This window comes from Cytobacillus stercorigallinarum (assembly GCF_014836495.1).
In the GTDB taxonomy this organism is placed as follows: domain Bacteria; phylum Bacillota; class Bacilli; order Bacillales; family Cytobacillaceae; genus Cytobacillus; species Cytobacillus stercorigallinarum.
Map to the genome: position 1 here is coordinate 545852 of NZ_JACSQT010000002.1, position 13034 is coordinate 558885.

The window sequence follows — 13034 nt, forward strand, 5'->3', positions numbered from 1 at the left end:
ATCCGCCCTCTCTGTATCGTATTCTATATTATGCTAAAGTCAATAAGAATGGGCTACATTACTGCTTATCTTTCATTATTTTTTTCATTACATTATATAACCGATCCGCTGCATCTGGGACGCCTATCTTCTTCGCAGCAGATTTCATCGCGATAATTTTGTCCTCATCTAATAAAATCCGGTCAATCGATTCAATTAATTTATTCGCGCTCAAATCTCCTTCTAGGAGTAATTCTGCTGCGCCATGGTCGCTTAATGCTCTCGCGTTCTTTTCTTGATGATTATTCGTTACATATGGACTTGGTATTAATATACTTGGGATGCCTAATGACGTTAATTCCGCTAGGGTTGTTGCACCCGCTCTCGTAACAGCAAGGTCCGTTCCCGCTAATACTTCTGGCATATTATGAATAAAAGGCTTAATTTTAATATTATCTGGATTCCCGGCCAATTCGGCCTCTTTCTTTACACTTTCATAATGGACCTCACCGGTGATATATAATACTTCATATGGCCTGGATGCTAACTGTGTAAACGTTTTTAACACGGCATCATTAATCGGCCTTGCTCCCCTACTACCACCGAAAATCAACACAGATGGTTTCGCTGGATCTAGACCAACAGATAATTTACCATTAATGGCATTTTGTCCAAGCACTTCTGTTGCTCGCGGATTTCCCGTCATGACTACTTTTCCTTTAGGGAAGCTCGCCACAGCTTCATCAAAGCATACAGCCACTTTATCGACATATTTACTAAGGAACTTATTAGTTAAACCCGGTACACTATTTTGTTCATGAATGATTGTTGGAATCCCCAACTTGGCACCAGCGTACACAACTGGCCCACATACATAACCACCTGTACCAATGACGACATTAGGCTGAAATTCCTTCAACATTTTTTTACTATCTTGAACACCTTTTAAGAACCGCCAAATCGTTTTCACATTATCTAAAGATAAGCTTCTTTTAAATCCCGAAATTTCAATTGACTGAAAAGGTATATTTGCACGAGGAACAATCGATGCCTCTAGTCCATTTTTTGTACCTATGTATAAGAATTCTGCGTTTTTATCTTGCTTTTGAATTTCCCGAATTAGGGCAAGCGCAGGATAAATATGTCCCCCTGTGCCACCACCACTTAATGCAATTTTCATGCTTTCACCTCAACCAAAGCTGTTAGTTTCCTTTTAGTTTCCTTTTAGTTTCCTTACTGTTTACTAGTCTTACTTTATCCTATTCTACTATATTTGCACTGAAAGGAAGAAATGATAACCTACAATGTCATGCAAATGTAATGAATTTGGAAAATCTCTTTCCCTTTTGAAATAAATAAAAGTTCTACATTAACAAATTAAGCCAAGTAATACCACTTAATTGAAGCTTTAACTATATATTCTTTTTTTGTTAGCGATTCTCCTATCAGCAAAAAAAGAAACCCTAAATGGGTTTCACTAATAACGAGAATACCGACTAATATTAAGCAACACACCAATCGCCATTAACATAAGGGTCAATGAAGATCCTCCATAACTTAGGAATGGCAAAGTGATACCAGTTACTGGCATCAAGCCTGTGACTACTCCAATATTAATCATTACTTGTATGGCGACCATGGCGATAATCCCTACTGCCAAAAAGCTACCATATAAATCCGGTGCACCAAGCGCTACTCTAATGCCTCTCCATAAAAGAAGGGCGAAAAGTAGAATGACGAATGTGCCCCCTATAAAACCTAGTTCCTCAGATAATATGGCAAAGATAAAATCCGTTTGCGGTTCAGGTAAATAGAAGAATTTCTGTCTGCTTTCACCTAAACCTAAACCGAATAGTCCCCCTGGACCAATGGCATAAAGCGACTGGATAATTTGAAATCCACTGCCTAAAGGGTCCTCCCACGGGTCTAAGAATGAGGTAATTCTTTTGATACGATAAGGAGCAGAAAGCACTAATGCAACAAAGCCCCCTATACCGATTAAACCTAAAAGTGCAAAATGTTTAATTCTTGCACCAGACACAAATATCATTACAATGCAAGTCCCTACCATTACAGTTCCTGTGCCTAAATCCGGCTGTAACATGATTAAGCCGAATGCAAGAAAGACGAGACCTAATGAAGGAACTAACCCCTTCTTAAATGATGTAATGAGTTTCTGTTTTTCGGAAAGAAACTTAGCGAGAAAGGCAATCATCGCTAGTTTCATAAACTCGGAAGGTTGAATAGAGAATGCACCGACACCTATCCAACTTCTTGAACCATTTCTAACATTTCCTATACCAGGTATTAATACTAATAATAGCAACACAAAACAAACAATGATAATGACTTTTGCCCATGTTCTCCATGTCCAGTAATCAACATTCATAAGAAAGAACATGGCTACTAAACCAACAATTGCAAATAGTAACTGCCTTTTGGCGAAGAAAAAAGAATCATCAAACTTGTAATCTGCCCAAATGGCACTGGCACTATAAACCATCGTTAGTCCAACTGCTAAGAGCATGAGCGTAACAATAATTAATATCATATCTGGAGTGGCTTTTTTTGTTGGCAAAGTCAACACACCTCTAAGTCCAAGTTTTAGGGCTGTTTGCTGTTTCCTCTACCGAACATAATCAAGCTTAGCTCAAGAATAGAATCATTTGAACCGGCAGACAAGCCCTTTACTTAAGCTTATGCACCGCTTCTATAAAAATGTCTCCTCTTACTTCAAAAGTTTTATATTGATCCCAACTTGCACACGCAGGTGAAAGTAAGATAATATCTCCTTCTTTTGAAAGGTCAAAAGCCAGTGGCACAGCATCTTCCACATTATTGGCATGTACAATGCTTTTTATCCCCGCATGAGCAGCAGCAGCATCAATTTTTTCAGCTGTCTCTCCGAAAGTGACGACCGCTTTCACATTTGTTAATGCTGGTATAAGCTCATCAAAGGAATTGCCACGATCAAGTCCACCAGCTAGAAGAACAATAGACTGGTCAAATGCAGCCAATGCTTTCGTTGTCGCTAAAATATTTGTTGCTTTTGAATCATTATAAAACCGTCTTTTATGCTTTTCACCAACGAACTGTAGACGGTGAGCTACGCCTTGAAAAGTCGTTAATACTTGATAGATAGCTTCATTACCAATACCGGATAATTTGGCAGCAATGATACTTGATAGAATATTTTCTAAGTTATGTGCCCCCGGGAGAACAATATCAGCTATAGATATAATTGCTTCCTCATTAAAGTAAATGATGCCGTCTTTGACATATCCACCTTTATCCAACGTTTTTGTGGTTGAAAACGGGATGATCGTCGCTTTTGAATGAGCAGCTACTTCCATCACTGCCTCTTGATCAGCATTTACTATGAAGTAATCTTCCTTCGTTTGGTTTTTCGTGATATTCGCTTTTGCACTAATATAATCTTTCATTGTGCCATGATAATCAATATGAGCTTCATAAAGATTGGTTAAAATAGCTATTTTCGGGCGAAATGCTTCAATACCCATTAATTGAAAAGAAGACAACTCAATAATAATTGTATCATCCTTCTTCGCATTTTCCGCAACGATAGATGAGACCTTTCCGATGTTACCCGCAATAAGCGAAGACTTTTGAGCAGCTTGAAAGATTTCATTAATGAGCGTTGTCGTTGTTGTCTTGCCATTTGTACCAGTAATGGCAACAAATGGCGCTTGGGATATTTGATAAGCAAGTTCTACTTCCGTAATAACCGGCAACCCTCTATCAATCGCCCCTTGGACAATAGGATTACTATACGGAATGCCAGGGTTTTTCACAACATATTCAAACCCTTCATCAAGCAAGGCTACTGGGTGGCTTCCACAAATCACAGTGATACCTTGCTCTAACAAGCTTTGAGCCTCCGGGTTTTCATCTAATGGTTTATAGTCATTTACGGTTACAAAAGCACCTAACTTATGTAGTAGTGATGCCGCTCCGACACCACTTTTAGCAAGGCCTAACACGAGTATTTTTTTATGATGATAATGATTGACTGTTTTCATTACATCCACACCTCTACATAGATTCCGAGAATGGCACAAAGTAGGCCTACTGTCCAAAATGTCACAACTACGCGCCACTCTGACCACCCTACAAGCTCGTAGTGATGATGTAGTGGACTCATTTTAAATACACGTTTACCAGTTGTCTTGAATGATGCTACTTGAATAATCACTGATAATGTTTCAATTACAAATACGAAACCTATGATTAATAAAATCAGTTCAAACTTAGTCATAATAGCAATCGCTGCAATGGCTCCACCCAATGCAAGTGATCCTGTATCACCCATAAACACTTTCGCTGGATGTGCATTGAATACAAGAAATCCAAGAAGCGCGCCAACAACGGCTACTGAAAACACTGATACTTCAAATAAAGATTGACTCCAAGCAAGGACGGCAAATGCTCCAAATGCGATGGCTGCTGTCCCACTAACCAATCCATCTAACCCGTCTGTTAAGTTCACAGCATTTGAAAATCCAACGAGCCAAAAGATTATAAATAATGCATAGCCCCATCCTAAATCAATGGAAAAATCGGTTAAAGGAATCGATACTTCCGTACTAAAACCTGTTTGTTTTAACACGATGAAGAATATTATGGAAATAATAATCTGTCCAATTAGTTTTTGCAATGAAGTTAAACCTAAGTTTCTTTTCATGACTACTTTTATAAAGTCATCTAAGAACCCTAATAAACCAAACCCTAAAGTAACGAGCAACAGCAAATAGGTGGTACTTGTCGGTCCTTCAAATTTAGCTGTCATAATAAGTGTACTTAATGTGATTGAAAATAAAATCATTAAGCCACCCATTGTAGGTGTTCCTGTTTTCTTCAGGTGGGATTTTGGCCCTTCTTCTCTTATGCTTTGACCAAATTTAAGTCTCCTTAGAAAAGGTATGAACAAAGGAGAAATGAGAACGGTAATTAAAAAACCTAGAATAATTGTAAATAATATCACTTGTTCCATCATCATTGTTCACAACCTTTAGCGGGTATTGAGAATTGTTTTACTTGTTTTCTTCTTAATCGTTTTATCATATATTCTAAACCTTTCAATCAATCATTCATAATCATGATATTTTTTATTGTCACTTACTACTTGCTATCTTTTGTTCAATGGCTTCCTTTGCTACTAATCGGTCATCAAAATCAAAATGTTCATGACCAATTATTTGATATGTTTCATGCCCTTTACCTGCAATTAGTATGCAATCCCCAGGTTCTGCCTGATTCACTGCATATTGAATCGCCTCTTTACGGTCAATAATTGAAACAAAAGATTCGTTTTTCACACCAGCTTCCATATCTTTTAAAATACTTTCAGGGTTCTCGGTACGGGGATTATCAGATGTAAATATAGCATCTGTACTATGTTTACAAGTAATTTGAGCCATTAAAGGCCTTTTCGTACGATCTCTATCTCCTCCACAGCCGACAACAGTAAAGATTCTTTTCTTTGCTAATTGTTGCACTGTTTTTAAGGCATTCTCTAAACTATCCGGCGTGTGAGAGTAATCGACAATAACAGTGAAATCTTGATGAGCATCTACTGTTTCGAATCTTCCTGCAACGCCAGCTACACTTTCAACGGACTGGATAATTTGCTCCATAGAAATATTAGAAGCAAAAGCTGCAGCAATACTTGCCAATACATTATACACACTAAATTTTCCTATTAACTGAATATGAAGAGAATAGCTGCCGTTGGGACTATCTAAATCAAAAGTGGTCCCCGAAGCATTCATTTCTATATTTCTTGCCCGAAAATCCGCATCTCGATCAATTCCATATGTAAGAATATATGCGGAAGTTGATTTTTCATAATCATATGACGCTGGATCATCTACGTTCAAGACAGCATATTTTGCTCGATCATAATGATAGGCATTTCCTAGTTGTGCAAACAGAAGACCTTTCGCACGACGATATTCATCCATAGTATGGTGATAATCTAGATGGTCTTGCGTTAAATTTGTAAATACAGCTACATCAAAATCACAACCATGTACTCTGCCCTCATCTAATGAATGAGATGACACTTCCATCACTGCTGATGTGACACCAGAATCTTTCATTTGTTTAAATGTTCTCTGTAAAGTAAGACTCTCTGGCGTTGTGTTTTTAATTTCATATTTTTGCTGACCAATTTTAGTATACATTGTGCCCATTAGGCCCGTTTTTTGCCCAGCATCTGATAAAATTTTGTCAATAATATGAGTTGTCGTTGTTTTTCCATTTGTACCTGTCACACCTATTAAGTGTAATTGTTGACTTGGCTGCCCGTAAAATGCATCTGCCAATAAAGATAGCGCTCTTCTTGTACTCTTCACTACAATCACAGGTACTTTTAATGAGAGCTCTTTCTCAGCAATAACAGCTACTGCTCCTTTTTCAACAGCAGAAGCAGCAAAGTCATGACCATCAACTGTATAACCTTTTATACAAACAAATAAGCTACCTTCTTCTACTTTGCGGTTATCGTTTTCAATCGATTGAATATCAATATTTTCTACATCATTATATCGAAGGTAAGGTTGCAACTTTTGCAGCAACGTATGTAATTTCATGAAACTCCATTCCTCTCATACAAACTTCTCATAAAACATTTTTACGATCATTTTGTCTAACCTATGCGTTAAAGGTGATAGGCGTATAATATTTTACATGATTTAGCGATAATTTTCTATGAGTTTCTCATAATTGCCTCGTTTTATCGGTAGTTTTCTATAAAAATAAAGGCATTCGATCTACAACTAGCCTTTTTTCATTCATTATACGCCATTTCCATCCTGCTAATCATTTGACTCAACTTCTGGCTACTTTGTTAGACATGAATTATTATAAACTTAGAAAAAGGCGGCTTTTAGTCGCCGCCTTTTTCTGAATCATCTTGCTGTTCATCATTGAAATAGAGTCGAATGGTTGAACCTTCTTTGATTTTTGTACCAGGTAGAGGCGATTGTTTCACAACCGTATCTCCTTGTCCACTAGCTTCAATTTGAAGGTTAATCATCATCTCACCTAACTCCAATTTTGTAATACCAACTAAATCAGGTACTTCTAAAAGCGGTGTATCTGGCCAAGCATACTCTTTTTCTACTTGATCTTTCCTAGGTTCAACTCCCATGGCACGTAAGCTATCTCCAATAATGTTACCTACAATCGGAGCGGCTACAACTCCACCAAATTGGATTGTGCCTTTCGGGTTATCAACAGCTGTATAAACGACAATCTCAGGGTCATCAGCTGGTGCAAAACCAATAAAGGAAACGATATGGTTGTTTTCTAAATATTTACCACCTTGAGCCTTCTGAGCTGTTCCTGTCTTTCCACCTACTCTATATCCTTCAACAAACGCATTCTTACCTGATCCTTGAGCAACTACAGTTTCTAATGCTCTGCGAATTTCCGCTGATGTTTCTTTTGATATTACCTTTCTTTTCGCTTCCGGAGTTACTTGTTTTATGACCTCGTCTGTTTTAGAATCAACGATTTCTTTAGCAATATATGGTGTATACAATGTGCCACCGTTAATGGCGGCAGAAATGGCGGCAACTTGTTGAATGGGTGTGACTGATACTCCTTGACCAAATGCCGTTGTTGCTTGCTCTACTGGCCCTACCTTATCTAAGTTAAATAGTATTCCTGTAGATTCTCCTTGCAAGTCAATCCCCGTTTTTTCTCCAAAGCCAAAATCATGAATGTATTTAAATAAGGTTTCTTTCCCTAATCGTTCACCAAGATTAACGAAACCTGGGTTACAAGAATTTTGTACCACTTCTAAATACGATTGTGAACCATGTCCACCTTTTTTCCAACAGCGAAGCTTTGCTCCACCTACTTCGACATAACCCGGATCGTGAAAATGATCATGCTCTAGATCAACTTTCCCCTCTTCCAATGCAGCTGCCAATGTAATTATTTTAAAAGTTGATCCTGGTTCGTACGAGCTCCAAATAGGTAAATTACGATTATACACATCTGCAGACACATTACGAAAATTAGCAGGGTCAAATGTCGGTCTACTAGACATTCCGAGAATTTCCCCCGTATTCGGATCCATTGCAATCGCTATTAACCCATCTGGATTATACTTAGCCTCAGCATTATCAAGTTCTCGCTCAATAATTGTTTGTACTTTCGTATCAACAGTTAACTTTAATGTATCACCGTCAACAGGTGCCTGATAGTCATCAGCCATATCATTCATTCTTTGCCCTTTTGCATTAGCATAAAACTTTACTGATCCTTTTTCTCCACTTAGTTCTTTATCGTAGTATAATTCTAGACCCATCAATCCTTGATTATCAACGCCAGCAAAACCAAGTACATGGGATAAATAATCGCCAAACGGATAATGCCTTTTAGAATCTTCACCGATATATACACCATCTATATTTAATGATCTTACTTCTTTTGCTTTTTCGTGGGTGATTTTCCGGCCACCAGTAATTCTTACACTCGATTTTTTCTCTGTAATTTCTTCAAATACTTTCTCTTTAGATAAATTAAGGGTAGCGGCTAACTTTTCAGCCGCATCGTCAGGCTCGAGAATTTGTCGCGGGACAACGTAAACCGTTGGCGCACTAACATTAGTAGCTAAAGCGACTCCATTCCGATCAACAATTTCTCCTCTTTCAGGCTCAAAAGGAATATTTCTACTCCATAATTCCTTTGCCCCATCTGTGAGAACATTTCCTATAAAAAATTGGACATAGCCCAAGCGAACATCAATAATTAAAAACACAAATAACCCAATAAATAATGCAGCAATTAATCTCTTTCGAACGGTTACATTAGATACACGCATAAATGGAACGAACCCTCCTTTTTTATCTGGCTCGTTCCATTTTATGCTTGTACATTATTTTTAGAACAGAAGCTCTTTAACTTCTACTGTTCGCTGGCACTTTTATCATCTTTCAGTTCTTCCCCCTCAGTATCGGAGGTTTTTTTTCCACTTTGTTGAAAATCAACAATTAAATATTCATCTTCTTTTATAGCGCTTCCTGGTGCTAGGTTTTGCTGAACTGCAAAACCGTTGCCGACACTGTTAAGCTTAAGATTAGATAGTTTAACAAACTTCATCACATCTCTCATCGACCAACCAGTTAAATCTGGGACAGTAAGCTTCCCATCCGTTTTCAGAATAACTTTTTCACCTTCTAACACACTTTCTGTAGCAGCTGGTGATTGTTCAATAACTTTTTTCCCATCACCGATAATAATTGGCTGCAGTCTATTTTTCTCCAATGATTTTTTCGCTTCTTCAACAGACTTTCCTTCAAAATTCAACGCTTTACTCACTTGAAGCTTATCGTAGTCAGTAGGTTCAATACTTAAGTAACTTAAGCTATTCTTCATGACTGGTTTAAAAATTTCTGAAACAGGATCGCTACCTGTTTCTGTATTTTCAAGCTCAGGTTGCTGAACAGCCACATATACAAGTAATTCAGGGTCTTCAGCCGGTGCCATTCCTAAAAACGAGAACACATAATTTTCTCTCCCCGTTATATAGCCGCCACCTTCTTTTGGTATTTGAGCTGTTCCTGTTTTACCAGCTACTTTGTAACCATCAATTTGATAATGATTATGCCCTGTTCCATTCTCAGAAGAAACAACCGTTTCTAATACTTTTCTTACTTCCTTCGCTGTATTTTCAGAGATCGGTTGACCTTTTATTTCCTCTTTTGCTTCTTTTACCACTTTATCATTATTCGGGTTAATGATCTCATTTATCACATGAGGCTGTTTCATAGACCCGTCACTGGCAATAGCAGTCGCCGCTTGTATTTGTTGGATGGGTGTAATGGCGGTTCCTTGACCATAAGCCGTTGTTACTTTTTCAAATGGCCATTCGTAAACAATTTTCCCCCCAGCTTCATTAGGCAAATCAATTCCGGTCGGTTCTTCAAAACCAAATTTCGTCAAGTATTCTCGATACGTTTCATAACCTAGTTGATCTTTCACCATTTTCGCTATCGCTACATTGGAGGAACGTTGAATACCTTCTAAATACGTAATTGCTCCCCATCCTTGTCCATTATTATGGTCTCTTACTGGTGGGGATTTTTCCGTCACTTTATACGTACCAGATTCAAACGTTGCATTAGGCGTAAACACCCCTTCCTCAATTGCTGCTGCTAACGTAAAAGCTTTCATTGTTGAACCTGGTTCAAACGAATCCTCAATAGCGAGATTACGCCATGTTTGGTCAATGCCTTCCCGTGTTTCCGGATTAAATGTAGGTCGTTGACTCATCGCAAGAATTTCGCCCGTTTTCGGGTCAGCAACAACAGCCACCATCTTTTCGGGGTCATACTTTTCACTCACTTTGCTCATTGCTTCTTCTATAAATATTTGAATTTTATTATCGATAGTTAAGTATACATCATTTCCGTCTTCTGCTTTTTCTACAACCTCTTCACCATTTGGTAATAAGTAGCCCCAAATATCTTTTTCATAAGAAAACTTGCCATCTTTCCCTAACATTGCATCATTCAAACTCTTCTCTAAGCCCATAATTCCTTTGTCTTCTAGTTTTCCCTCTTCACCTTCGACAGAATCAACATAGCCGATAAGGTGAGAAGCAAAAGTTCCATTAGGGTAAAAACGAATGGTTTGCGGTTGAAAAACAATACCTGGCAATTCTAACTCTTCTATTTTCTTCTTTTGACTAACTGTTAATTTTTGACCGGCACGACCGAATTCAACCTGGAATAACTGTTCATCCTTCCCTCGCCTTTCATTGATCGTTAACCTTTCGTAGATTTCAGACTCTTCCATATCAATGACTTCAGCTAATTGCTTTGCCGTCTCATCTGGCTCCACAACATGTTTGGGATTATCTTTATTCTTGGTCATTTCTTCTGATAAGACGGCAACTAAAGTGTAAGCTGTACTATCTTCAGCAATGACATTGCCATTACGATCGTAAATTGTCCCGCGTTTAGATTTAATAGTTGTTGAACCTTGGTACAACTGTTCAGCTTGTGCAGCAATGACTTTACCACCCGCTTCACCAGACACTTGAATGGAGATAAACCGGAAAAGCAAGACAAAAAAGAGCAGACTGAATATCATAAACAATATCGCTGCTCCAACATTCATATTTCTTTGCTTTTTATACATTACTCACCACCAACAACCTTTGGAGATTCATTCATTTCAAATCCAGATTTTTCAGCTGCTTGTTTTACACGGTCTGGACGACTTAATTCCTCAATTTGCATTTTTAAATCACTATTCACACTTTGCTGTTCAGTGATCGCTTTTTGCGTGTCTTGAATTTCCGCATTTACTTCATATAAACCTGCTTGATTTGAAATAATTGTTGTGGCGCCAAAGAAAACTGCGCCCGCAAATACAATACCCATTATTTTTTCTCCAGGCGAGAGCAATGATTTACGATCTTTTATTTTCTTTTTTGGCGCTTGAGCCGGCTGATTAGATACATGTTGTTCTTGCTGTAGTTTACGAGCTACATTCTCCATATTTCCCCTCCTGAATGTGTATCTTTTATTTTATATTTTTTCTATAATCCTGAGTTTAGCTGAACGAGATCGATTATTATGAGATAACTCCTCTTCAGATGGAATAATAGGTTTTCTGTTCACTAATTTCATCTTAGGTTGATATTCATCAGGAATAACTGGCAATCCCGGTGGTAGGTCTGGTGTTGAGCTGGCCTCTTTAAACGCCGCTTTACAAATACGATCTTCTAACGAGTGGAACGTAATTACGCTTACTCTTCCGCCACTTTTTAGCAAGCCCATCGCTTGCTCTAATGATTGCTCGAACACCCCTAATTCATCATTTACAGCAATGCGTATCGCTTGGAAAATCCGCTTAGCTGGATGCCCCCCTTTTCTTCTAGCTGGGGCAGGTATGCCTTCCTTAATCAAATCTACTAATTCACCTGTTGTTTTTATCGGCGCTTTTTCTCTCGCTAACTCAATTTTCCTTGCAATTTGTTTAGAAAATTTTTCTTCACCATATTTAAAAAAGATTTTCACAAGTTCGTTATATGACCAATGGTTGACAACATCATAGGCTGAGATCTCCGCTTGCTTGTCCATTCTCATATCGAGCGGAGCGTCATGATGATAACTAAAACCTCTTTCCGGTGTATCCAATTGCGGGGATGAAACACCTAAGTCATACAAAATACCATCCACTTCAGAAATCCCTCTTGCATTCAACTCTTCCTTTAAATGACTAAAATTACTTTTTACCAGTGTCACTTGCCCGCTGTACTTAGCAAGTTTCTCCTTCGCATTGTCAATTGCCGTTTCATCTTGGTCAAAAGAGAATAATCTTCCTTCACTTGAGAGCTGTGATAATAAATATTCACTATGCCCTGCTCCACCTAAAGTACAATCTACGTAAATCCCATTTTCTTTCACATTTAGTCCATCTACTGTCTCTTTTAAAAGTACTGTTGTATGATTAAACATTGTTGCTCATCCTTCCCAACCTGTAATCGTGTGTAAAAGTCCCCTTATGTATTCATTCGGGTTCAGCCTTGCTTAAATATCAAAGCCAATCATATTTTCTGCAATTTCAGCAAAAGATTCTTCTGACTCTGCAAAATATTCTTCCCAAAGGCTTCTACTCCAAATCTCAATTCGGTTGGAAACACCTAATACGACACATTCTTTGTCTAATTTTGCATATTGCATTAGTGGGGAAGCGATATTTACTCGTCCTTGTTTGTCAATTTCACATTCTGTTGCACCCGAGAAGAAGAATCGGGTAAAAGCGCGGGCGTCCTTTTTTGTCATGGGTAAAGCTTTTAGTTTCTCTTCAAGCTCTTTCCATTCTGTTAAGGGATAACCAAATAAACATTGATCCAAACCTCGTGTTAATACAAATATCTCTCCTAAGTTCTCACGAAATTTAGCGGGTACGATTAAGCGGCCCTTCGTATCAACATTATGATGGTATTCTCCCATAAACATACCCGCTTCACCCACTTTCTAACACAAATGTACCACATTCCCCCACTTTCC

10 protein-coding genes are annotated in these 13034 nt (G+C 38.2%); all 10 read right to left on the bottom strand.

Annotated elements, in window-relative coordinates; genetic code table 11:
- Positions 1–58 precede the first annotated feature (58 nt).
- Complete coding sequence (gene murG, locus H9655_RS07210; RefSeq protein ID WP_191812383.1) at positions 59–1159, bottom strand: undecaprenyldiphospho-muramoylpentapeptide beta-N-acetylglucosaminyltransferase; 1101 nt, start codon at positions 1157–1159, stop codon at positions 59–61.
- Positions 1160–1456: 297 nt separating this feature from the next.
- A complete protein-coding gene (gene spoVE, locus H9655_RS07215) occupies positions 1457–2557 on the bottom strand; it encodes a stage V sporulation protein E (RefSeq protein WP_191812386.1) in 1101 nt (366 codons plus the stop codon).
- Positions 2558–2666: 109 nt separating this feature from the next.
- Complete coding sequence (murD, locus tag H9655_RS07220; protein WP_191812388.1) at positions 2667–4019, bottom strand: UDP-N-acetylmuramoyl-L-alanine--D-glutamate ligase; 1353 nt, start codon at positions 4017–4019, stop codon at positions 2667–2669.
- The gene (mraY, locus tag H9655_RS07225) at positions 4019–4993 is read right to left on the bottom strand and encodes a phospho-N-acetylmuramoyl-pentapeptide-transferase (RefSeq protein WP_191812690.1); all 975 of its coding nucleotides are present in this window, start codon (positions 4991–4993) and stop codon (positions 4019–4021) included. The genes murD and mraY overlap by 1 nt, the downstream gene beginning before the upstream one ends.
- 118 nt (positions 4994–5111) lie before the next feature.
- Complete coding sequence (locus H9655_RS07230; protein ID WP_191812390.1) at positions 5112–6590, bottom strand: UDP-N-acetylmuramoyl-L-alanyl-D-glutamate--2,6-diaminopimelate ligase; 1479 nt, start codon at positions 6588–6590, stop codon at positions 5112–5114.
- Between the two features lie 296 nt (positions 6591–6886).
- Positions 6887–8833 carry a stage V sporulation protein D gene (locus H9655_RS07235; RefSeq protein ID WP_191812392.1) on the bottom strand — a complete coding sequence of 649 codons (1947 nt, stop codon included), beginning with the start codon at positions 8831–8833 and terminating at the stop codon, positions 6887–6889.
- A gap of 83 nt (positions 8834–8916) precedes the next feature.
- A complete protein-coding gene (locus tag H9655_RS07240; protein ID WP_191812394.1) occupies positions 8917–11154 on the bottom strand; it encodes a penicillin-binding protein in 2238 nt (745 codons plus the stop codon).
- Positions 11154–11516, bottom strand: coding sequence for a cell division protein FtsL (gene ftsL, locus H9655_RS07245; RefSeq protein ID WP_095369620.1), 363 nt, complete (start codon positions 11514–11516; stop codon positions 11154–11156). Before ftsL ends, H9655_RS07240 begins: the two co-directional genes overlap by 1 nt.
- A 30-nt stretch (positions 11517–11546) precedes the next feature.
- Positions 11547–12479, bottom strand: coding sequence for a 16S rRNA (cytosine(1402)-N(4))-methyltransferase RsmH (gene rsmH, locus H9655_RS07250; protein ID WP_191812396.1), 933 nt, complete (start codon positions 12477–12479; stop codon positions 11547–11549).
- 72 nt (positions 12480–12551) lie between these two features.
- The gene (mraZ, locus tag H9655_RS07255; protein ID WP_191812398.1) at positions 12552–12983 is read right to left on the bottom strand and encodes a division/cell wall cluster transcriptional repressor MraZ; all 432 of its coding nucleotides are present in this window, start codon (positions 12981–12983) and stop codon (positions 12552–12554) included.
- Between the last annotated feature and the right edge of the window lie 51 nt (positions 12984–13034).

What these genes read in the sequence shown, in the direction of transcription:
- murG (WP_191812383.1), bottom strand. Translation starts at nt 1,159, where the DNA reads ATGAAAATTGCATTAAGTGGTGGTGGCACAGGGGGACATATTTATCCT.
- murD (WP_191812388.1), bottom strand. Translation starts at nt 4,019, where the DNA reads ATGAAAACAGTCAATCATTATCATCATAAAAAAATACTCGTGTTAGGC.
- mraY (WP_191812690.1), bottom strand. Translation starts at nt 4,993, where the DNA reads ATGATGGAACAAGTGATATTATTTACAATTATTCTAGGTTTTTTAATT.
- H9655_RS07230 (WP_191812390.1), bottom strand. Translation starts at nt 6,590, where the DNA reads ATGAAATTACATACGTTGCTGCAAAAGTTGCAACCTTACCTTCGATAT.
- H9655_RS07235 (WP_191812392.1), bottom strand. Translation starts at nt 8,833, where the DNA reads ATGCGTGTATCTAATGTAACCGTTCGAAAGAGATTAATTGCTGCATTA.
- H9655_RS07240 (WP_191812394.1), bottom strand. Translation starts at nt 11,154, where the DNA reads ATGTATAAAAAGCAAAGAAATATGAATGTTGGAGCAGCGATATTGTTT.
- ftsL (WP_095369620.1), bottom strand. Translation starts at nt 11,516, where the DNA reads ATGGAGAATGTAGCTCGTAAACTACAGCAAGAACAACATGTATCTAAT.
- rsmH (WP_191812396.1), bottom strand. Translation starts at nt 12,479, where the DNA reads ATGTTTAATCATACAACAGTACTTTTAAAAGAGACAGTAGATGGACTA.
- mraZ (WP_191812398.1), bottom strand. Translation starts at nt 12,983, where the DNA reads ATGTTTATGGGAGAATACCATCATAATGTTGATACGAAGGGCCGCTTA.